The following is a 19,184-nucleotide window of genomic DNA, read 5'->3' as shown; positions in this document are numbered from 1 at the left end:
GGCGGTCGGCGCCGCGCCGGACGTGGCGCGGCGCCGACCGCCGGTCAGCCGGTCGGGTCGATCCGCCGCCCGTCCCGGGCCCCGTACAGGGAGAGCGCCTCGACCGGGCAGTAGTCGACCGCGTCGGCCAGCTCCGAGGTCAGCGGCTCTCCGGCGGCGCCGGTCGGCTGTTCCCGCACCGGCCGGGCGAGCCCGTCGGTGCCGAGCGCCAGCGAACCGGGTGCGGTGGCCGCGCACATGCCCGAGCCGATGCACCGGTCCCGGTCCACCTGGACGATGACCGCCGGTGCCGCCCCGGTCGCCTCCCGACCCGTCACCAGGAGACCCGCAGCTGCTGCGGGCTGCGGGTGAGCAGACCGCGCCGCCAGTCGATGGCCTCCACCGTCCCGGCGAGCCGCAGCGAGGGCAGCCGGCGGGCCAGCCGGTGCAGGGCGAGCTCCAGTTCCATCCGGGCCAGCCAGGCCCCCAGGCAGTGGTGCGGCCCGGCGCCGAAGGTGTACATCGGTGCGGCGAGCGGGGAGAAGAGCTCGGTCAGCAGGTCCCCGGTGAACACCTCGGGGTCGTTGTTGGCGGCGCCGGTGTCGGCGGCGACCACACTCCCGGCCGGGATCCGCACCCCGCCGATGTCGAGGTCCTCCACGGCCCGCCGCAGCAGCCCCGGCAGGACGTCGGAGTCCCCCAGCGGGACGGCGCGCAGCAGCTGTTCGGTGGCGTCGGCGGCGCTCTGCTCGTCCGAGGCGAGCTGCTGCCAGGCGTCGTGCCCGTCGCTGAGCAGATAGACCAAGGCGTTGCCGAGGGAGGTCATGGTGGTCTCGTGCCCGGCCACGACCAGGCCGATGACGAGCGAGACGATCTGCTCCTCGGTGATCCCCGGGGTGTCGGCGGCGGCAGCGAGCAGGCTGCTGACGAGGTCGTCGCCGGGCGCGGCACGGCGTTCGGCGATCACCTCGGCGCCGAAGCCGGCGAACTCGGTCATCGCGGTGCGGATGGCCTCCGCCGAGTACGCGGTGGCGGACAGGGCGTGGTCGCTCCAGTGCTCCAGCCGCTTGCTGTCGACACCGTCCAGGCCCATCAGCCGGCTGATCACGGCGATCGGCAGCGGACGGGTGTAGCCGGCGACGATGTCGGTGGGCGAGCCCCGGTCGATCAGCTCGTCGATCAGGCTCTCCACGACCGAGGCGACCCAGGGGCGCCACCGGGCGATCGCGCGCGGGGTGAAGGCGCGCTGCACGGTGCGGCGCAGCCGCTGGTGCTCGACGCCGTCGATGTTGAGCATCGAGGACGGGTCGTCGAGCAGGTTCGGGGTGAGCGAGACGGGCGGGGCGCCGGGGGCGTAGAGGGGCGCGCGCCCGAGGCGCGGGTCGGTCAGCACCTGGCGGACGTCGGCGTGCCGGCTGACCAGCCAGATGGGGGTGCCGGTGGGCAGGGCGGCCAGCCGGGGCGGGCCGGGCTCGAGCAGTCGCAGGCAGTGCAGCGGCGGCAGGACGGCCAGGTCGGCGGGACGGGGGTCGGGGGCGGTGCCGGTTCCGGCACCGGTGGCACTGTTCTCGGCGGACATCCGTACTCCAGACTCCAGGGCGGTGGCCGCTTGGAGGGCGGCCGACGGGGGGTGGATCCGGGCGGTGCGCGGGGACGGGCGGCGTGGTCGACGGCGTGCCGAGTGGGCCGGGTTGGCTTCGACCGTACGTGGGCGACGGGCCACAGTCAGCGACGAAACCAGCCAACGCCGGGGTGGGAAGGGGGCGGTGAGGGCGCGACGACACTGACGGGCGCTCAGCGGTGGCCGCGCGCCCCGGCTCGCGCCCCGGAACGGTCGCCGGCGGGTGGCGGCGCGGTGCGGACGGGGTGCCGGCGGGTGGCGGCGCGGTGCGGACCGAGTGCCGGTGCGGTGCGGAACGGGTGTCGGCGGGGGTGTCGGCAGGGCGCGGGCGGGGGTGCGGGAGGGGGTGCGCCGCCCGCCGGGCAGGCGTGCCCCCGGCGGGCCGCGGCGACCAGTGGGACGGATCACCAGGGGCGTTCCCCGGCCACCCGACGTGGCGGGCGCTAGGCTGCTCGGGCGGGTCGTCCGACTCGCGTCGACGCAGGTCACGCCGGTGCGCAGGGGCACCGGCCGACGGAGGAGAACCGGATGGCCCAGCAGGTCAAGGCAGTCGTCGCGCGCGCCAAGGGCGCACCCGTGGAGGTGACGACGATCGTCGTGCCCGACCCCGGGCCGGGCGAGGTGGTGGTGCGGATCCAGGCCTGCGGGGTGTGCCACACCGATCTGCACTACCGCGAGGGCGGGATCAACGACGAGTTCCCCTTCCTGCTGGGGCACGAGGCCGCGGGCATCGTGGAGACGGTCGGCGAGGGTGTCACCGAGGTCGCGACCGGCGACTTCGTGGTCCTCAACTGGCGCGCCGTCTGCGGCCAGTGCCGTGCCTGCCGGCGCGGGCGCCCGCAGTACTGCTTCAACACCCACAACGCCAAGCAGAGGATGACGCTGCTGGACGGCACCGAGCTGTCCCCGGCCCTGGGCATCGGCGCGTTCGCCGAGAAGACCCTGGTCGCCGCCGGCCAGTGCACCAAGGTCGACCCGGCCGCCGACCCGGCCGTCGCCGGGCTGCTCGGCTGCGGTGTGATGGCGGGCATCGGCGCCGCGATCAACACCGGCAACGTCGGCCGCGGCGACTCGGTCGCCGTGATCGGCTGCGGCGGCGTCGGCGGGGCCGCCGTGCTGGGGTCCCGGCTGGCCGGCGCGGCGAAGATCATCGCGGTGGACATCGACGACCGCAAGCTCGCCACCGCCCGGAAGCTCGGTGCCACCCACACCGTCAACTCGACCGCCACCGACGCCGTCGAAGCCATCCGCGAGCTGACCGACGGGAACGGCGCGGACGTCGTGGTCGAGGCGGTCGGCCGCCCGGAGACCTACAAGCAGGCCTTCTACGCCCGCGACCTGGCCGGCACCGTCGTCCTGGTCGGCGTGCCTACGCCGGAGATGCAGCTGGAGCTTCCGCTGCTCGACGTGTTCGGCCGCGGCGGCGCGCTGAAGTCCTCCTGGTACGGCGACTGCCTGCCCTCGCGGGACTTCCCGATGCTGATCGACCTCTACCTCCAGGGTCGCCTGGACCTCGGCGCGTTCGTCAGCGAGACCATCGAACTCGACGCGGTGGAGCAGGCGTTCGAGCGCATGCACCACGGCGACGTGCTCCGTTCGGTGGTGGTCCTGTGAGCACCGGCGGCCTCCGGATCGACCGGCTCGTCACTGCCGGCACCTTCGAACTCGACGGCGGCAGCTGGGAGGTGGAGAACAACGTCTGGATCGTCGGCGACGACGCGGAGGCCGTGGTGATCGACGCGGCCCACGACGCCGCGGCGATCGAGGCGGCCCTCGGCGGGCGGCGGCTGCTCGCCGTCGTCTCCACCCACGCCCACAACGACCACATCGACGCCGCCCCCGCGCTCGCCGAGCGCACCGGTGCGCCGATCCTGCTGCACCCGGACGACCTGCCGCTGTGGAAGCTCACCCACCCCGACCGGCTGCCGGACGGCGAACTCGCCGACGGGCAGCGGATCGAGGTCGCCGGTACGGCGCTGACCGTCCTGCACACCCCGGGGCACGCGCCGGGCGCCGTCTGCCTGTACGCCCCGGAGCTGGGCACCGTGTTCACCGGTGACACCCTGTTCCACGGCGGCCCCGGGGCCACCGGCCGGTCGTTCTCGCACTTCCCGACCATCATCGACTCGATCCGGGAGCGCCTGCTGACGCTGCCGCCGGAGACGGTGGTCCGCACCGGCCACGGCGACCCGACCACCATCGGCGCCGAGGGCCCGGCCCTGCCGGAGTGGATCGCCCGCGGGCACTGAGGCGCGCGTCCGCGCGTCCGGGGACCGGCGAGGTGCCCCGGACGCGCGCCCCCGGGCCCGGCGCGCGCAGCCGGGCTCGGACACAGGCAGCCGGGCTCGGACACGCGCCCCCGGGCCCGGCGGTCGTCCGCCGGGTTCGGCGACGTAGCATCGCGGGCATGGCCCATGATCCCCGCGCGCTCGACGACGCCTTCCTCGCCTTCTGGCGGGAGCGGCACATCGCCACCCTGACCACGCTGCGCCCGGACGGCTCGCCGCACGTGGTGCCGGTGGGGGTGACCTTCGACCCGGAGACCGGGACCGCGCGGGTGATCAGCAGCCGGACCAGCCGGAAGGTGCGGAACGTGCTGGAGGCCGGGGCGGCGGGCCAGCGGGTCGCGGTCTGCCAGGTGGACCGGGCTCGCTGGTCGACGCTGGAGGGCGTGGCCGTGGTCCGGCAGGAGCCGGCGGCGGTGGCCGACGCGGAGCGCCGTTATGCCGAGCGCTACCGCGAGCCCCGCGTGAATCCGGACCGGGTGGTCGTCGAGATCACGGTGGACCGGGTGCTCGGGCGGGCCTGAGCACCACCCTCGCCACGAGCCGGGCACCGGCGCTGCCACGGGTCCGAGCACCACACCGGGTACCGGGCCGCGCACCAGGCCGCGCACCGGGCCGAGTACCGCTCCTGAGCGCGCACGGTCGAAGGGGTTCCGTTCGGCCGGTTCCCCTCCGTTTATCCGGCGTTGATCGTCGGTGCCTAGGGTCGGGGCATGACCGAGGGAACGAGGGGCGGGCGGGGCATGCGGACCCCGGCCGAGGGCGGCCGGATGACGGCCGAGGACACGGACCGCTTCCGGGTGCTGCTGGCCCGGCTGGAGGACTCACTGGCGGCCGACCGCCGCGGTGCGGCGGCCGTGCGGACGGGCGGGGCGCCGAGACCGGCGGTGGGCCGCGATGGGTGAGCGCCGTCCGGCGGACCACCGCCCGGGGGACCGCCGCCCGGCTGCCCGGGTCGAGGTGCTGCCGCTGTGGCAGCGCGGCGCCCGGACGGGCGAGCTCGCCCGGAGCGCCGTGCCGGGACCGCTACTTGGCGAAGCGGACCTCGGGGAAGGCCCGCGAGGGCCGGTCGAGCAGCGGGGCCTGCCGGCCCAGCAGGTGCCGGTCGAGGAACGCGCCGAGGTAGGCGCGGGTGGCGGCGAGCGCGCGGTCGCCGCGGACGGTGCCGAAGAGCTCGGGCCCCGAGTCGGCCGGTAGCTGGTCGCGGGTGCCGAGGGCGTCCACCGCCCAGTGCTCGTCGGAGAACGAGAGGTGCCCGGCGGTCGGCAGGTCCACCCAGTACCGGGGGCCGGTGAGCCGCTTCCAGGTGTCGTCCCAGTTCGCGGTGGCGCCCGGGGAGCCGCCGAGCTGGGCGCTGAACAGCAGGACGGGGCGCGAGCGGAGGCCGGTGGGCGGGATCCAGACGCTGCCGTCCAGGTTCGCGGCGGCGCGGATCCGGCGGTCCTCGCCCATCGCCTCCAGGGCGGCCGCGCCGCCGAGCGAATGGCCCGCCGCGCCGATCCGCCCCGGATCGACGGTGAGCCCGCGGACCGGGCCGCGGTTCCCGGGGGCGGTGAGCCGGTCGATCACGAAGCGCAGGTCGGCGGCCCGGGCACGGGAGGCCGTGGCGCCGAAGTCCGGGTCGGTCCCCTCCCGCCCGCAGACCAGGCAGGGTTCGATCCGCCCGCCCGGGAACTCCACCGAGGTCTCGTAGGTGTGGTCGACGGCGGCCACCGCGTAGCCCCGGGAGGCGAGTTCCTCGCCGAGCGCGGTGAGGGTGGTGCGGCTCAGGCCGAAACCGGGGGAGAGCAGGACCAGCGGATGGCTTCCCGGGGTGGGCCTGGCCCCGGCCACGGCGCCGGTCCGGATCCCGGCCGGACCTTCGCTGCCGTACAGGGCGGTGGACAACTCCCTTGACAGGTAGGGCGCGTGGGCGCCCCGGGCAGAGTCGGACGGATACCAGAAGGTGACCATCAGCTCGCGGGACGGCGTGTCCGGGCGCCAGGGGTCGGGCCGGTCCCGGTCGACCAGGCGGGCCGAGGTCGTCCCGACGGGCCGGTGGGTACTGGTGGCCGGAACCCGCGGACCGGCGGCGTCCGGCGCGGCTTCGGGGGCGGTCGTTCCGGAGGTCGTGCCGGCGGTCGTGCCGGCGATGGCGGTGGCGGCAGCCGGGGCGGAGGCGGCGGCCGGGCCGGCCAGGGTCAGCACCAGGGCGGTGGAGGCGATCGGCAGGGCGGCGGAACGCCACCGGGCGGTCTTCGACATGACGCCACGTTAGGTAGCGGTCGCGCTCCGGCGCGTCGCCCCGCCGGGGGACGGCGGGTACGCCGCGAGGCGGAGCCGGCCGGGCCGGGGGCACGCCGTCGGACCGGGTCCGGCTCCACCTGGGGGAGCTGTGGGCCCACGCTCCCGCGGCCCCGGGCTCTCGCTCACGATCGGCGGTGGTCGGCCCCGGCGGTGATGGCCGGTCGGTCTCGATTCGATCACGGCGTGTCCCATTGGTCGGCTCTTGGGTGTGACTGTGGTGATTGATCTTGGTCGCGGTGGAGGCCGATCGCGGACATCATTCTGTCCTGGCGCGACGAACGGCCGGGTGCGGATGGCACCCGTTGCCGATGGTGCGGTCCCTGCTTCCGGCACGTCCGGCACCGCGGGACCGCCGCCGCGTCGGATCCGGACGAACGGCCGGGTGCGGATGGCACCCGTCGCCGATGGTGCGGTCCCTGCTGCCGGTGTGTCCGGCTGAGCGGGACCGCCACCGCGTCCGATCGGGACGAACGGCCGGGTGCGGATGGCACCCGTCGCCGATGGTGCGGCCCCTGCTTCCGGCACGTCCGGCACCGCGGGACCGCCGCCGCGTCCGACCACCACCGCTTCGGGCCGCCACCGCTTCGGACCGTCCCGCGAAGAACTCCCCCGGCAGTGCTGTCACACCGGGTGCGTTTCGCGGGTCGGTGCAGCGTCGACCCACGAACCGTCGGGGCGGAGCGCTCGATTCGCCTTCCGCCACCCCTTCCACACGTGAACGAGGTACCACCATGTCTGTCGCCCACGTCGTCCTCGCCGTCGTCAGCGCCCTCTGGGTCGGCTTCTCCGGCGTCTCGCTGGCCCGCCGGGCCGAGTTCGTGACCCAGCCGCTCGTCGACTACGGGGTGCCCCGCGCGTGGTGGACCTGGCTCGCCGCGGCGAAGCTCGCCGGTGCCGCCGGCCTGCTGGTCGGCCTCGCGGTTCCGGCGATCGGTGTCGCCGCCGCGATCGGCCTGATCCTCTACTTCGCCGGCGCCGTGCTGACCAACGTCCGGGCCCGCTCGTTCAAGACCGTGCCCTTCCCGCTGCTCTACCTCGTCCCCGTCGCCGTCACCCTGGGCGTCGGTCTCGCGGCCTGACGCCGCGTTCGGGTCGGTCGCCGCAGGCCGGCGGCGACGGGGCGTCACGGCGCGCCGCCGCCGGGTGCGGAGCAGCAGTGCCCCGGACCCGGCGGCCCACGGCGACCGGACCGGCCTCAGCAGTCGCAGCCGCAGTCGCAGCCGTCACAACCGTCGCAGCAGCCGCAGTCGTTGCAGCACTGGGCGTTCTCGCCGCAGCACTGGCAGCTGTCGCAGCAGTTGCCGCAGTCGCAGCACTCGTTGCGGGCGCAGAAGCCCTCGCGGCGCTCGCCGGAGAACGGGTGGTTGTGCTCGCAGCAGAGCAGCTGGCAGGTGCAGCCCATCAGCGCCCAGGCGGCGCAACCGGCCAGCAGATTGCGGCTGTTGGGCGGCGGCGCGCCGGGGGGCGTGAAGCCGGGGCCCTGCGGGACCCAGGGCGGGACGGGGGCGCCCGGACCTTGCGGCGGGGCCTGGCCGGGGTCGTGCCGCGGCGGGCTCTGGTAGGGGTTGGAGCCGGTCGCGCCCCGGTCCGGACGGCCGTGCTGCGAGTGCCCGTGCTGTCCGTGGCCGTGCTGCTGATCGCCGACGGGAGAGGCGCCGGCCTCGTGCCCGACCCGGCAGGCGGCGTGGCCGGGCCGCCCGAAGACCCGCTCGACGGCCCGCTCGGTCTCGTGGGCGAGCAGGATGTGCACCAGGGCCCGGTCCGTGAGCTCGACGTCCCGCAGGGCCAGCCGGATACCGTGCACGGCGTCCCGGCACAGCCGTTCGGCCTCGGCGCGCTCGGTGCCGGTGGCGTCGAGCGGGTTCCAGGCGCCGCTCGCGGCGTCGGCCTCCTGGTCCTCGGCGGCGTCGAGCAGGTGCGCCAGCCGTCCGAACAGCCGCCCGGCCTCGGCCAGCGGCGCCTCGTTCCCCGGCCGTCCGGCCAGCACGGCGGTGTGCGCGAACGCGGCGGCGGTGGCGGTCTCGGTGGGCTCGGTGACCAGCAGCACCGAGCCGCCGGCGGGCAGTTCGCGCTCCAGCTCGCCCTGGCGGGCGGCCGCGTCCAGCAGGACCGAGGTGTCGAAGCCGACCACCGAAGCGCTGCCGGAGCTCTTGCGGTCCCAGCGCCGGGTGACCGCCCGCGCGCCGGCCGCGACCGGGCGCCGGGCGAACACGCCGTCCTGGTCCTCGACATGGTCGCGGATCTTCACCGAGGCGAGCGCCAGCGAGACGGCGGCCGCCAGCCGGGCGCCCTCGCCCCGCGCGACCGAGGCCGTCCGCATGCCGCGCAGCGGACACGGCCCGGCGGTCCGCCGGCCGGCGCCGCCGGCGGTGTGCCCGGCGTCGGCCTGGGCCTCGACCAGTACCGAGATGATCAGCCCGTCGTAGTTGGTGGCGGTCCGTGCCAACTGCCCGTGGTCGTCGCGCAGAGCCAGGCAGAGGCCGCAGAGATGGGCCGTCCAGCTCGCCTGGAGCCGCTCCGAGAGCCGGTGGCGGCAGGGTCTGATGATGCCGAACATGTGGTTCCCCCGTGTTTTGCCTGGGCCACCCGGCCCTCGATCGCGGACATCATATGATCGTCAGCCTGTTCTTCCGGAACCGACGACGGGCCCGGGGGCACGCCGGGCCCGGTCCGTCGGGGTGCGGACGAAAACCGGGCGCCCGGTGTTTATTCGTTGTCCATTCGCTCCTGTCATCATTCCGTCCGCACATCGCCGAGTGAACCGGCCTGCCAGGAAAGCCGGTTGGCGAAACGAGCCGCGGAGGAACCCCCCTTGACCCGAGACCTGTCCCTGGCCGAGCAGAAGGTGCTGGCCGCGATCACCGCCCGGATCGACGCGATCGTCGCCCTCGGCACCGTGGCGGAGCTGACCGCGACCACGGTGCTGAACGGCCCGGGAGGCGCCCCGGACTACCATGCCTTCCAGCAGCGCTTCGCCCGGCTGGGCCACCGGATGCGCGAGGTCACGTTCGTGGTGCGGGAGGACCTGCCCGCCACGATGGGGGCGAACACGGTGATCAGCAACGGGGAAGTCCCGTCGGTGCGGGAGATCCAGCTCCGTCCGAGCCTGGTCGGCCCGGGCACCCGGGGCCTCACCAACCGCGTCCTCACCCTGGTGCACGAGCTGTCCCACAGCCTCAACGAGGGCATCGGGAACCACCCGGTCAAGGACTACGCGTACCGCCGCGGCTGGGCCTGGACGTACCTGTCCGCGGAGCTGGCCCGGAGCAACGCCGACACCTACGCGGCCGCAGCCGCACTGCTCGTCGAGCGGAGCGAGAACGCCTGGGGCCGGTACCAGACGTTCGGGCGGCTGCCGGCCCGGCGCGGGCTGCTGGCGAAGCGGTCGGGGACCACCACCCTCGGCGGCGCGCTGGCCTGGCTCGACATCATGGTCAACCGGGCCTGGGTCCGCGCCTCGGACTGCGAGGGCTTCGCCTGGACCACCTTCACCGAGGCGAAGTGGAACACGCCCGAGTGGTCCGTCTGGAAGCGCCAGGCCCGCCTGCTCGAGCTGGAGAACCAACTGGCCTCCTGGGGGTACATCACCCGGCGGACCGTGCGCGACGGCGTCGCCGGACTGCTCCCCAAGGACCAGGCCGTGGTGGCCCAGCTGTTCCCCTACCTCAGCCAGCTCAAGTACGCGTTGGACCGGATCGACCCGGTGCTGGCCGAGGGCAGCGGCCGGATCACCTTCGACTCGGCCTCCGGCGCCCTGCGGATCCCGCGCGCCACGGTCGACTGCGCGCCCCTGGCGCTCGCCGAACTCCTGCTGGACGCCGTGATCGAGGGCACCGCCGGCCTGGCGGAGGCGAAGCCCTTCGCCCAGCGGGCGCGGGAACTCGTCCGCGCCCTGGTCGACCAGGACCGGGAGGTGGAGGGACAGGGCATCGCCACGCTCCGGAGTGTCTTCGCGGCCGTGCCGGCCGTCCGGCCGAGCGCCGCGGAGTGGGCGGCCCTGGCCGTCGAGCTCGATGCCGCCGTCCTCGCCGACATGCGGTTCCGCTGGGAGCGCACGGCGAGGGACACCCCCGCCATGGTCGCGTTGCCGGACGAGCCGGACGGGGAGGTCCTGACCGGTCTCGCCGCGTACTTCGCCGAGGACATCGAGGCGCTCCGCGCCGTCCGCGGCCGCACGCCGGTCCCGCAGGACGTCCTCGGGGAGCTGGCCGCCATGATCAAGCAGACGGCCCTGCACGTCACCAAGGTCCACCCGGGCCAACGGTCGGAGTTCGAGAAGCTGCGCGCCCGCGTGGAGGCCCTGGCCTGACGCCGGTCGCGCAAGGCCGGTCGCCCGCCGCCGCTTCGCCGCCCCGCTGTCCCGTCGTCCCGTCGCCCCCGCCCCGCCGGACCTCGTCCGGCGGGGCGGAGCGCCGTCCGCGCCCCTGCCGCCCGGCCCGGCGACGCCGCTCGCCCGCCCGGAACGCCGGGTGAACGCCGGGTTCCCGCCATGGAAGGAGCCGGTACCGAGGCACAGGATGGTCCCCGACGCCGCCGCCCCCGGCCGGGACCACCCGCCCGTCGGGCAGCGCCGATCCGGCCTGTCGCCGAACCCGGCCGGGGACAGCCGTCGCACCGCGAAGCACAGGCCGAAGCGACCGGGCCTCTGGGGGATGTGTGCTGACCGTCAACTTCGCTGTCCCGGATCTCGCCCGGACCCGGTTCGTGGTCTCACCGATGGACCACGTCCTGACCGCCCTGACCGGATCCCCGACCTGGGCCGGTGCCCGCCGGGCCCGTTGGTGGACGCGGATGCGCGGCCGGATACCGCACAGCGCGGCCCCGCTGCTCGAGGTGGTGGGCGCCTGCCGGAGCGGTGTGCCGGACTTCCTGGTGACCCATCCGCAGGGCACCGACCGGCAGCTCGCCGACGAACTCGACGCCCTGGTGGCCACCACCGCGGCCGAGTTGCGGCAGGCGCTCGCCGGATACGGCGCCGGGCGGGGTGTGCCCCGGATCGTCGTCGAGCTCCGCGACGGCGACACCCGCCGGCTGCGGCTGCTCGCCGGCGGCGCCCTGGCCCTGTTCCGGGCCTGCCTCGCCGAGGACTGGTCCGACATCCAGCGCCATCTGCGGACCGACATCGCCCACCGCGCCCACGTCTCCGGCGAGGCCGGCATCGGCGCCATGCTGGGAGTGCTCCACCACCGCGTCGGCTGGCAGGAGGAGGGCGTGCTCCGGTGCGCGGTGGGCGGACCGGACCGGACCGTCGACCTGGACGGCCGGGGTCTGGAGCTGCACCCGAACTTCTTCGTCCAGGACGGCGTCGGCGCCGTCCTGGTGCCGGGCCGGCCGGCGGTGCTGCTCCACCCGGCCGTCGGCCCGTCCGCCGAGCGCGAGCGGACCGGGGCCGACCCGCTGACCGGCCTGATCGGTCCGGCCCGCGCCCGCGTCCTGCGGGCCGTCGGGCAGGCGCCCTGCAGCACCACCGAACTCGCGGCCCGCCTCGGTATCGGTCTGTCCACCGCGAGTGCCCACGCCACCGCCCTGCGGACGACGGGGGCGATCACGACGCAACGGCAGGGGCGTCACGTCCGCCACCTCGTGGCACCGCTCGGGCGCGCCCTGTTGTCGGCGGGCACGTGAGCCGCCGGACGCCCGGTCGGCCCCGGCCCGGCCGCGCGACACGGCCGGGCCGGGGCCGACCCGGTCGGGACCGGGGTCAGTTGAGCGGGCCGCAGCTGGCCGTGCCCTGCGGTGTGGCGTTGTAGTAGCGCTGGACGCACGCCTTCATGCTGTGGCCCGGACCGTCGTAGAACCACGGCGACTGGGCCCCGGTGCCGGTGGCGGGGGAGGAGCTCCAGATCAGGTTGCCGTTGTCGTAGACCGTGAAGCGACACCGGTAGGGGTCGCTCGCCGAGTTCTGGGTCGGGTTGTTCGCCATCTCGTCGTGCCAGGCGCCGTTGACGAAGTGCAGTTCGATCTTCTCGACGGCCTGGCAGGACCCCGAGCCGATCGCGAAGTTGCCCTCGGCGGCGAACGCCTGGCCGGGGCTCAGGGTGAGGGTGGCACCGAGGCCGAGCGTGGCCACGGCGAGCAGACGGGCGGCACGGGCGGAGAGCATGGGTGGTCCTTCCGGGGACGGAACGGGGACTGGATCAGCTGCGCTTCCGGGCGCCCACGGGGCGTCCGGAAGCAGTTCACCGCCGGTGCGTCCGGCGCGGCCAGCTGTTCGCCCCTGGGGCGAAGGGTCGGCCCGGTCCGCGCCCCTTCCGACCGGGGGGCCGGGCCGGGGGCGTCCCGCATCCGTCCCGGAGCCGTCCCGAAGCAGTCCCGTCGTCGTCCCGTGCTCGTCCTCCCGCCGTCCCCCCTCGATGTCCCATATCCGGGATAGCATCACGAATATGGGAATGGAAACGGCCGCCGACGAGCGGCTGGCGGAACGGCTCGCCGAACTGCGGGTCGAACGTGGATGGACGCTGGAGGAGCTGGCGCGGCGGGCGGACGTCAGCCGCTCCACGCTGTCGCGCGTCGAACGGGCCGAGGTGAGCCCGACGGCGGCGCTGCTCGGGCGGCTCTGCGCGGTGTACGGGCGGAGCATGTCGCGGCTGCTCGCCGAGGTCGAGGCCGCGCCCGCCCGGCTGGTGCGGGCCGGGGACCAGCGGGTCTGGCGGGACGAGGCGACCGGGTACGTCCGGCGCTCCGTCTCGCCGCCGCACGGCTCACTGCGGGCCGAGGTGATCGAGGGACGGCTGCCGGCCGGCGCCGACATCGCCTACGACAAGCCCGACAACACCGGCCGGGAGCACCACCTCTGGGTGCTGGACGGCCTGCTGTCGATGACCGTCGACGGCACGGAGCACCTGCTGGAGGCAGGGGACTGCCTGCGGTTCACCGCCGAGACCAGCCGCTTCCACTGCCCCGGCCCGGCCGGTGCCAGGTACGCGCTGGTGGTGGTCGAACCGTGAACGCGACCGGCGCGATACCGGCGCCGCCGGTCAAGGAGCGGTTCGACGCGGCCGGGCGGCGGGTGCTGCTGGTCTGTGTCGCCGGCGGCTTCACCACCCTCATCGACCAGTCGGTGCTCAACACCGCGATCCCCGCGCTGCGCGAGTCGCTGCACGCCCAGCCCGCGCACCTCCAGTGGATCGTCGCCGGCTACTCGCTGGCCTTCGGCCTGGCCCTGATACCCGGCGGGCGGCTGGGCGACGTCCGCGGCCGCAAGTGGTTCTTCGTCGGCGGCCTCGCCCTGTTCACCGTCGTCAGCCTGCTCTCCGCGACCGCCACCGAGCCCTGGGTGCTGGTCGCCGCCCGGCTGCTCCAGGGCGCCGGCGCCGGACTGGTGAACTCCCAGATGATCGGCACCCTCCAGGACGTCTTCCAGGGCCAGCTGCGGGCCCGCGCGCTCGGGATGTACGCCGTGACCGGCGGTCTCGCCTTCGCCCTCGGCCCGCCGATCGGCGGCGCGGTGCTCGCCGCCGTCGGACCGGAACAGGGCTGGCGGCTGACCTTCCTGCTCAACGTGCCGTTCGGACTGGTCACCCTGTTGCTGGCGGTCCGCCACCTGCCTCGCCCGCGCCCCAGCGCCCGGCACGCCGACCTCGACCTGGTCGGACTGCTGCTCGTCGCCGCGCTGACCCTGGCGCTGATGCTGCCCTTCGTCCAGCCCCCGGGCTGGGCCGGCTGGCTCGGCTTCGCCGTCGCGGCGGCCGCGCTGCTCGGCGCGCTGGCCCGGTGGCAGCAACGCTACGCCCGGCGCGGCGGCCACCCGCTGATCCACCCGGCGCTGACCCGCTCCGCGCCCTACGCGCTGGGGACGGCACTGGCGATGGCGCAGTTCGGCTCCTCGCTGGCCGCCGGACTGGTGCTGACGATGTTCCTCCAGGACGGCCTGGGTCTCTCGCCGATGGGCGCGGCCCTGGTCGCGCTGCCGTCGGCGGTCGCGATGGGCTTCGCCTCGGCGTTCGCCTGGCGGGTCGTCCAGCGGTTCGGCCGGCGGACCGTCACCGCGGGCATGGCCGGCTCGGCGCTGGTGATGCTCGCGGGCGGCCTGGTCGGGCGCTGGGCACCGACCGGTCCGCTGCCCTGGCTGCTCGCGCTGCTCCAACTGCTGGGCGGCGCCTCGGTCGGGCTGATGGCGGCCACCAACCAGGCGTTCGTGCTGCGGCACGCGCCGGCCGAGGCGGCCGGGGTGAGCGGGGCGATCCTGCAGATGGCGCAGCGGATCGCGGCGGCGGTCAGCGTTTCGGCGCTGTCCGGCGTCTACCTGCGGGCGACCGGCGGTGGCGGCGGGCACCGGGCGGCGTTCGCGTGGGCGAGCGGTGTCTGCGCGGCGGTGGCGGCGCTGGCGGTGGTCGCCTCGGTGCTGGCGGGCCGGGCGTCGGAACGGGAGGCGGCCCGGGCGGCGGCCGGGGCCGCACCCGGTGGAGCGGCGGGCGGAGCGGCGGCGGGCGGCCCCGCGCGGGAGAGCACGCCGACGCGTTGACGCCGCGGCGTCGGGCGTGGACGTGTCGGGCGTGGACGTGTTGAGCGCGGACGTGTTGGTCGCTGCCGCACGGAGCGTCGGCGTGTTGAGCGCTGGGCGAACGCCCGGCTGGGCCCGGCCGGCGCGTACTACGGTGGCCGGTATGACCGAACCGCTGATGGTCGACCTGCCGGGCCTCTCCCTCGCCTGCCGGGAGAGCGGCCCGGCCGACGGCCCGCCGCTGGTCCTGCTGCACGCCCTCGGGGAGCGGGCCACCGACTGGGACGTGGTGCTTCCCGCCCTCGCCCCGCACCACCGCGTCCACGCCCTCGACCTGCGCGGTCACGGCGACAGCGGCCGCCCCGGCCGGTACGGCCTGGAGGCGATGCGGGACGACGTGCTCGCCCTGCTGGACGCGCACGGCCTGGAGCGGGTGGACGTGGTCGGGCACTCGATGGGCGGCGTGGTCGCCTACCTGCTCGCCCAGGACCGGCCGGACCGGGTCGGCCGGCTCGTCCTGGAGGACGTTCCCGCCCCGCGCCCCCGCCCGGCGAGCCCGGTCGCGGACGCCCCCGAGGAACCCGTCGACTTCGACTGGGCGGTGGTCCGGGCGGTCAAGGGACAGATCGACCGGCCCGACCCGCGCCGGCTGGAGCGGATGACCGCGATCACCGCCCCCACCCTGCTGGTGGCGGGCGGACCCAGCAGCCACGTCCCGCAGTCCGGGTTGGCCGAGCTGGCCGGACTGATCCCCGACTGCCGCCTGGTCACCGTCGACGCGGGCCACCTGGTGCATCGGGACCGCCCGGCGGAGTTCGTCGCGGCCGTGGCCCCGTTCCTCGCCCCCTGACGTCCCGGCCGACGGTCCCGGGCCGGGGCGTGGTCGGGCGGTCGCGGTCAGAGCCGCTCGGAAGCGAACGTGTCCAGGTAGGCGCCGATGTTGGCGCGCGGATCCAGCCAGTTCGATCTGGAGTAGCGGGCGCGGACGTTGGTCACCCGGGTCAGCGGGGCGAAGGCGTGGTTCCAGACGTGCTCGATGATCGTGTCGATGAAGAAGGCGGACCCCAGGACGACGACCGGCGCCTCCGCGAGGGCGGCGAACGACTCCTGCGCGCGCACCTTGGCGCCGAGTTCGCTCGGCGTCACGGTCTCTTCGCCGAGCTGTCGGGGCGTGGCTTCGGCGACGTTCCGCACGTTGTACGGCGCGATGACCGTGTCGGGCCGGAGCAGCGCGTACTTGGTCGACAGGATCAGGAGACCGCAGTCGAACTCCTCGCGGTAGACCGACACGATGCGCCTCGCCGCGTACCGGGGCTGCGTGTGGCCGGCTCCGGTGTACTGCAGGCCCGCGGCCATCGTCCGACGTCGGTCGGTGAGCGGCAGTCCCCGCACCTCGTCGGCGTTCCCGCGCTGGCTCTCGGAGCAGGGAACGATCAGGTAAAGGCTGGGTTCGGGCATCGAGGCCTCCAGGACCCGTCGGAGGGGCACGGCGTTCCGACGCCGGTACCGGGCGGACGACGACCGCCGCCCGGGTCGGGACGGACGATTCCCCCGGCCCGGCGCTCGGGAGCGCCGGGCCTGGGGTGCCGGTCAGACGCCGTGCTCGGCCGGGAGGCGTCCGGCCCGGATGGCGGTGAGGAGGTCGGCGTGGTCGGCCTCGGTACGGTCGGCGTAGGCGACCGCGAAGGTGGCCACCGCCTCGTCCAGGGCCTCGTTCTTGCCGCAGTAGCCGCTGATCACCCCCGGGTCGGCGGTGTGGGCGTGGGCGCGGGCGAGCAGGGCGCCGGTGATCCGGGCGTAGTCGTCCAACTGGGCGGGCAGCAGGGCGGCCGGGTCCACGCTGCCCTTGCGGTTGCGGAACTGACGTACCTGGTAGGGGAGTCCGTCGACCGTGGTCCAGCCGAGCAGGGTGTCGCTGACCACCTGCATCCGCTTCTGCCCGCGGACCACCCGGCGGCCCTCGTGGACGTCCGCCCCGGCCACCGGGTGGCCGGCCCGGGCCAGGTGCGGCAGCAGCACCGACGGGCGTGCCTCCTTCACCTGGAGCACCAGCGGCTGCTCGCGGTGGTCGGTCAGCAGGACGACGTACGAGCGGGTGCCGACGCTGCCGGTGCCGACGACCCGGAACGCCACGTCCTGCACCCGGTAGCGGGACAGCAGCGGGTGCAGCTCGCTCGGCACGGTCCCCACGTACTCGCCGAGCGCGCCGGCGACGGCGGCGGCCGTGGCGTCCGTCACCTCGCTGAGCACCGGCGGGGCCGCGGTGAAGCGCCAGGCGCCGTCCTCGGAGCGGACGGCGGACTTGGCGGCGAACCGGGCGCTGGTGTTGCCGAGCGCCTTCGCGCCGACCTTCTCCAGCAGCTCGGCCAGGTCGTGGGCCTGGGCGAAGGAGACCAACTGCTCGTCGGCGACGGCGTTCCAGGCGTCCAGCGCCGGGAGCTTGGCCAGGGTGCGCATGGTGCGGCGGTAGGCGCCGGCCGCGTCGAAGGCGGCCCGGCGGGCGGTCGTCTCGTCGGCGCCTATCTCCCGGCCGGCCAGGACCAGGCTCGCTGCGAGGCGCTTGAGGTCCCACTCCCACGGGCCGGGGACGGTCTCGTCGAAGTCGTTGATGTCCATCACGAGCCGGCCGCGAGCGTCGCCGTAGAGGCCGAAGTTGGCCGCGTGGGCGTCGCCGCAGAGCTGGGCGACGGTGCCGCTGGTCGGTGTGGCGGCGAGATCGGCGGCCATCAGCCCGGCCGAACCGCGCAGGAAGGCGAACGGGGTGGCGGCCATCCGGCCCAGCCGGATCGGCACCAGCCCGGCCAGCCGGCCCTCGTTGGAGGCCTCGATCGCCTGGACCGCGGTCGGGCGGTCGGTGACGGGCGGGAACTCGGCGTGCCGCTCGCGCGGGGTTCGGGTGCGCAGGGCCTTGCCGCGCTCGCGCGCGTCGCCGTCCTGGCGCGGGGCGAAGCCCTCGACGGTGAACCGTCGCCCGGGTCCGTGCCCGGCCCCCGCCACGTCCGCCGTTGTCCCGGACCCGTTCACCGTCTCGGTCAGCTGAGTCACTGCGCCCCGCCCTGTCTCTGTCGTTCCCGCCCGCGACCTGCGCGGACCCGGCCCGGAAACGGGCCGGCCAGCAGGCTACCGGTCCGCCCGTCCGGTCTTTCGGCAGGGAGGGACGCACCGGGAGGCGACCGCGGTTCCCGCGGCGGTCGGCGGTCGGCATGGGCCGGGTCGGCGGTCGTCGCTCGTCGGGAGCGGTCGGTCGCGTGCGGGGGCGGTCGGCGGTCGGCGGTCGGCACGGGCCGGGCCGGGGCGGGTCGGCGGGAGGTGCCGGCCGGCCGTAGGGTGCCGGGATGGACGATCTTCGGGGCGGCGGCGGGCGGTCCGTGGCGCGGCCGCGGTGGCGGCGGTGCTCACGGTCGGCGCGGGGCTCGGGGTGCGGACCGTGGCCGGTGGCGAGGTGGCCAAGTACGCGGGTGACGCCCTCTACACCGTGCTCCTGTACGCGCTCCTGGTGCTGGTCGCGCCGCGGCTGCGGCCGCCGGTCGCGGCCGTGGCCGCGGCAGGCCTGAGCTGGGCCGTGGAGCTGTTCCAGCTGACCGGGGTCCCGGACGACCTGGCCCGGCGCAGTGTGCTCGCCCGGCTGGTGCTCGGATCCACCTTCAACCCGCCGGATCTGTTCTGGTACCTGGTCGGCGCCGGTCTGGCCGCCCTCGTGCACACGGGGGTCCGCGCAGGTACGAGGGCGGCCGGACGGCCGGACGCCGTCCGTCGGGCGATCGACTGACGGATCGTCAGAGCGGCATCAGCTCGGGGCGCTTGGCCTCGACGTTGTCGCCGGAGGACTCCCCGCGCAGTCGGCGGCCGACCCACGGCAGCAGGAACTCGCGGGCCCACTGGAGGTCCTCCCGGCGCTGCTCGGCGGGGGAGAGCGCCGGGGTGGACGGCCAGGGGGCCTCCGGGTCCTGCTCGGTGCGCAGGCCCAGCGAGCGCGCGGCCAGCAGGGCGACCCGCTGGTGGCCCTCGGGGGAGAGGTGCAGGCGGTCCTCGCTCCAGGCACGGCGGTCCTGGACGGCGCGCAGCGACCAGAGGTCGGCCACCTTGCAGCCGTACCGGTCGGCGACGGCGCGCATGTGGCCGTTGTAGGTGGCGATCTTCCCGCGCAGGTGTTTGAACAGCGGCACGCCGCGCGTGTCGAAGCCGGTGCAGATGAGCACCGTGCCCGCCGCGTCGACGAGTTGGGCGACGGCGGCCTCGAAGCGCTCGGCCACCTCGTCCGGGTCGCTGCCCGGGCGCAGGATGTCGTTCCCGCCGGCGCAGAAGGTGACCAGGTCGGGCCGGATCCGGCGGACCTCCGGCACCTGCTCGGCCATGATCTGGTCCAGCAGCCGGCCGCGCACCGCGAGGTTGGCGTACCGGAAGCCGCCCGGCGGCCGGCCGTCGGCGAGCAGCCCCGCCAGCCGGTCGGCCCAGCCGGCGAAAGCACCGTCGGCGCCGGGGTCGTTCAGGCCCTCGGTGAAGCTGTCCCCGAGGGCGACGTACGAATTGAGGTCAAGAGTCTCCTGGAGGTACGACATGAAGGAGATAG

The 19,184-nt window shown here is 75.4% G+C and carries 19 protein-coding genes; 11 read left to right on the top strand and 8 right to left on the bottom strand.

The features are described 5' to 3' along the window. Nucleotides 1-44: 44 nt before the first annotated feature. Nucleotides 45-317 (bottom strand): ferredoxin, encoded by a 273-nt coding sequence (locus BLU95_RS05835; RefSeq protein ID WP_093859019.1) that lies wholly within the window; start codon nt 315-317, stop codon nt 45-47. Continuing rightward, nucleotides 314-1,558, bottom strand: a complete 1,245-nt coding sequence (locus BLU95_RS05830; RefSeq protein WP_093859018.1) for a cytochrome P450 — start codon at nt 1,556-1,558, stop codon at nt 314-316. Before BLU95_RS05830 ends, BLU95_RS05835 begins: the two co-directional genes overlap by 4 nt. 570 nt (nt 1,559-2,128) lie before the next feature. Between BLU95_RS05830 and BLU95_RS05825 the strand changes: the two genes are divergently transcribed. The 4 genes from BLU95_RS05825 to BLU95_RS42155 all read left to right on the top strand — a co-directional run bounded on the left by BLU95_RS05825 (nt 2,129) and on the right by BLU95_RS42155 (nt 4,790). After that, the gene (locus BLU95_RS05825) at nt 2,129-3,214 is read left to right on the top strand and encodes an S-(hydroxymethyl)mycothiol dehydrogenase (RefSeq protein ID WP_093859017.1); all 1,086 of its coding nucleotides are present in this window, start codon (nt 2,129-2,131) and stop codon (nt 3,212-3,214) included. Next, nucleotides 3,211-3,849, top strand: coding sequence for an MBL fold metallo-hydrolase (locus BLU95_RS05820; RefSeq protein ID WP_093859016.1), 639 nt, complete (start codon nt 3,211-3,213; stop codon nt 3,847-3,849). Before BLU95_RS05825 ends, BLU95_RS05820 begins: the two co-directional genes overlap by 4 nt. Nucleotides 3,850-4,007: 158 nt before the next feature. Continuing rightward, complete coding sequence (locus BLU95_RS05815; protein WP_093859015.1) at nt 4,008-4,409, top strand: pyridoxamine 5'-phosphate oxidase family protein; 402 nt, start codon at nt 4,008-4,010, stop codon at nt 4,407-4,409. Between the two features lie 189 nt (nt 4,410-4,598). Further along, nucleotides 4,599-4,790: a hypothetical protein gene (locus tag BLU95_RS42155; RefSeq protein WP_159424798.1), complete on the top strand. Its 192-nt coding sequence runs from the start codon at nt 4,599-4,601 to the stop codon at nt 4,788-4,790. A 121-nt stretch (nt 4,791-4,911) separates the two neighbouring features. Here BLU95_RS42155 and BLU95_RS05810 read toward each other — a convergent pair whose 3' ends face one another. After that, the gene (locus tag BLU95_RS05810; protein WP_093859014.1) at nt 4,912-6,129 is read right to left on the bottom strand and encodes an alpha/beta hydrolase family protein; all 1,218 of its coding nucleotides are present in this window, start codon (nt 6,127-6,129) and stop codon (nt 4,912-4,914) included. 773 nt (nt 6,130-6,902) lie between these two features. Here BLU95_RS05810 and BLU95_RS05805 point away from each other — a divergent pair. After that, nucleotides 6,903-7,250 (top strand): DoxX family protein, encoded by a 348-nt coding sequence (locus BLU95_RS05805; protein ID WP_093859013.1) that lies wholly within the window; start codon nt 6,903-6,905, stop codon nt 7,248-7,250. A 116-nt stretch (nt 7,251-7,366) separates the two neighbouring features. Here BLU95_RS05805 and BLU95_RS05800 read toward each other — a convergent pair whose 3' ends face one another. Next, the gene (locus tag BLU95_RS05800; RefSeq protein ID WP_093859012.1) at nt 7,367-8,728 is read right to left on the bottom strand and encodes a DUF5685 family protein; all 1,362 of its coding nucleotides are present in this window, start codon (nt 8,726-8,728) and stop codon (nt 7,367-7,369) included. 255 nt (nt 8,729-8,983) lie between these two features. Between BLU95_RS05800 and BLU95_RS05795 the strand changes: the two genes are divergently transcribed. Together BLU95_RS05795 and BLU95_RS05790 are read left to right on the top strand one after the other, a co-directional pair. Then, a complete protein-coding gene (locus BLU95_RS05795) occupies nt 8,984-10,480 on the top strand; it encodes a M35 family metalloendopeptidase (protein ID WP_093859011.1) in 1,497 nt (498 codons plus the stop codon). A 407-nt stretch (nt 10,481-10,887) separates the two neighbouring features. Beyond that, nucleotides 10,888-11,796: a winged helix-turn-helix domain-containing protein gene (locus BLU95_RS05790; RefSeq protein WP_159424797.1), complete on the top strand. Its 909-nt coding sequence runs from the start codon at nt 10,888-10,890 to the stop codon at nt 11,794-11,796. 76 nt (nt 11,797-11,872) lie between these two features. Here the strand turns inward: BLU95_RS05790 and BLU95_RS05785 are convergent, their stop codons facing one another. Beyond that, a complete protein-coding gene (locus BLU95_RS05785; RefSeq protein WP_093859009.1) occupies nt 11,873-12,274 on the bottom strand; it encodes a hypothetical protein in 402 nt (133 codons plus the stop codon). A 280-nt stretch (nt 12,275-12,554) separates the two neighbouring features. Between BLU95_RS05785 and BLU95_RS05780 the strand changes: the two genes are divergently transcribed. The 3 genes from BLU95_RS05780 (at nt 12,555) to BLU95_RS05770 (ending at nt 15,464) form a co-directional block, all read left to right on the top strand. Beyond that, on the top strand, nt 12,555-13,118 hold the full coding sequence (locus tag BLU95_RS05780) for a helix-turn-helix domain-containing protein (protein WP_400753701.1): 564 nt from the start codon (nt 12,555-12,557) through the stop codon (nt 13,116-13,118). Further along, nucleotides 13,115-14,635: an MFS transporter gene (locus BLU95_RS05775; protein ID WP_231978338.1), complete on the top strand. Its 1,521-nt coding sequence runs from the start codon at nt 13,115-13,117 to the stop codon at nt 14,633-14,635. The genes BLU95_RS05780 and BLU95_RS05775 overlap by 4 nt, the downstream gene beginning before the upstream one ends. Nucleotides 14,636-14,777: 142 nt before the next feature. After that, a complete protein-coding gene (locus BLU95_RS05770; RefSeq protein ID WP_093859007.1) occupies nt 14,778-15,464 on the top strand; it encodes an alpha/beta fold hydrolase in 687 nt (228 codons plus the stop codon). A gap of 47 nt (nt 15,465-15,511) precedes the next feature. On the opposite strand, the gene BLU95_RS05765 is transcribed toward BLU95_RS05770, so the two are convergent. Beyond that, nucleotides 15,512-16,072, bottom strand: coding sequence for a hypothetical protein (locus tag BLU95_RS05765; RefSeq protein ID WP_093859006.1), 561 nt, complete (start codon nt 16,070-16,072; stop codon nt 15,512-15,514). Nucleotides 16,073-16,204: 132 nt separating this feature from the next. Further along, nucleotides 16,205-17,659: a DUF2252 domain-containing protein gene (locus BLU95_RS05760; protein ID WP_093859005.1), complete on the bottom strand. Its 1,455-nt coding sequence runs from the start codon at nt 17,657-17,659 to the stop codon at nt 16,205-16,207. 346 nt (nt 17,660-18,005) lie between these two features. Here BLU95_RS05760 and BLU95_RS05755 point away from each other — a divergent pair, with 346 nt between their 5' ends. Next, a complete protein-coding gene (locus BLU95_RS05755; RefSeq protein WP_502689807.1) occupies nt 18,006-18,383 on the top strand; it encodes a ribosomal maturation YjgA family protein in 378 nt (125 codons plus the stop codon). Nucleotides 18,384-18,390: 7 nt separating this feature from the next. On the opposite strand, the gene BLU95_RS05750 is transcribed toward BLU95_RS05755, so the two are convergent. Next, a complete protein-coding gene (locus tag BLU95_RS05750; RefSeq protein WP_093859003.1) occupies nt 18,391-19,173 on the bottom strand; it encodes an SGNH/GDSL hydrolase family protein in 783 nt (260 codons plus the stop codon). Nucleotides 19,174-19,184: the final 11 nt, after the last annotated feature.

The organism is Streptomyces sp. TLI_053 (genome assembly GCF_900105395.1).
Taxonomy (GTDB): Bacteria; Actinomycetota; Actinomycetes; order Streptomycetales; family Streptomycetaceae; genus Kitasatospora.
The sequence above is the reverse complement of the archived record's forward strand: the minus strand, read 5'-3'. Positions and strand labels throughout refer to the sequence as shown.

Excerpts from the sequence above, each read along its gene's own strand:
- BLU95_RS05830 (WP_093859018.1), bottom strand. The coding sequence starts at position 1,558 with ATGTCCGCCGAGAACAGTGCCACCGGTGCCGGAACCGGCACCGCCCCC.
- BLU95_RS05825 (WP_093859017.1), top strand. The coding sequence starts at position 2,129 with ATGGCCCAGCAGGTCAAGGCAGTCGTCGCGCGCGCCAAGGGCGCACCC.
- BLU95_RS05815 (WP_093859015.1), top strand. The coding sequence starts at position 4,008 with ATGGCCCATGATCCCCGCGCGCTCGACGACGCCTTCCTCGCCTTCTGG.
- BLU95_RS42155 (WP_159424798.1), top strand. The coding sequence starts at position 4,599 with ATGACCGAGGGAACGAGGGGCGGGCGGGGCATGCGGACCCCGGCCGAG.
- BLU95_RS05810 (WP_093859014.1), bottom strand. The coding sequence starts at position 6,129 with ATGTCGAAGACCGCCCGGTGGCGTTCCGCCGCCCTGCCGATCGCCTCC.
- BLU95_RS05805 (WP_093859013.1), top strand. The coding sequence starts at position 6,903 with ATGTCTGTCGCCCACGTCGTCCTCGCCGTCGTCAGCGCCCTCTGGGTC.
- BLU95_RS05800 (WP_093859012.1), bottom strand. The coding sequence starts at position 8,728 with ATGTTCGGCATCATCAGACCCTGCCGCCACCGGCTCTCGGAGCGGCTC.
- BLU95_RS05790 (WP_159424797.1), top strand. The coding sequence starts at position 10,888 with ATGGACCACGTCCTGACCGCCCTGACCGGATCCCCGACCTGGGCCGGT.
- BLU95_RS05785 (WP_093859009.1), bottom strand. The coding sequence starts at position 12,274 with ATGCTCTCCGCCCGTGCCGCCCGTCTGCTCGCCGTGGCCACGCTCGGC.
- BLU95_RS05780 (WP_400753701.1), top strand. The coding sequence starts at position 12,555 with ATGGGAATGGAAACGGCCGCCGACGAGCGGCTGGCGGAACGGCTCGCC.
- BLU95_RS05770 (WP_093859007.1), top strand. The coding sequence starts at position 14,778 with ATGACCGAACCGCTGATGGTCGACCTGCCGGGCCTCTCCCTCGCCTGC.
- BLU95_RS05765 (WP_093859006.1), bottom strand. The coding sequence starts at position 16,072 with ATGCCCGAACCCAGCCTTTACCTGATCGTTCCCTGCTCCGAGAGCCAG.
- BLU95_RS05750 (WP_093859003.1), bottom strand. The coding sequence starts at position 19,173 with ATGTCGTACCTCCAGGAGACTCTTGACCTCAATTCGTACGTCGCCCTC.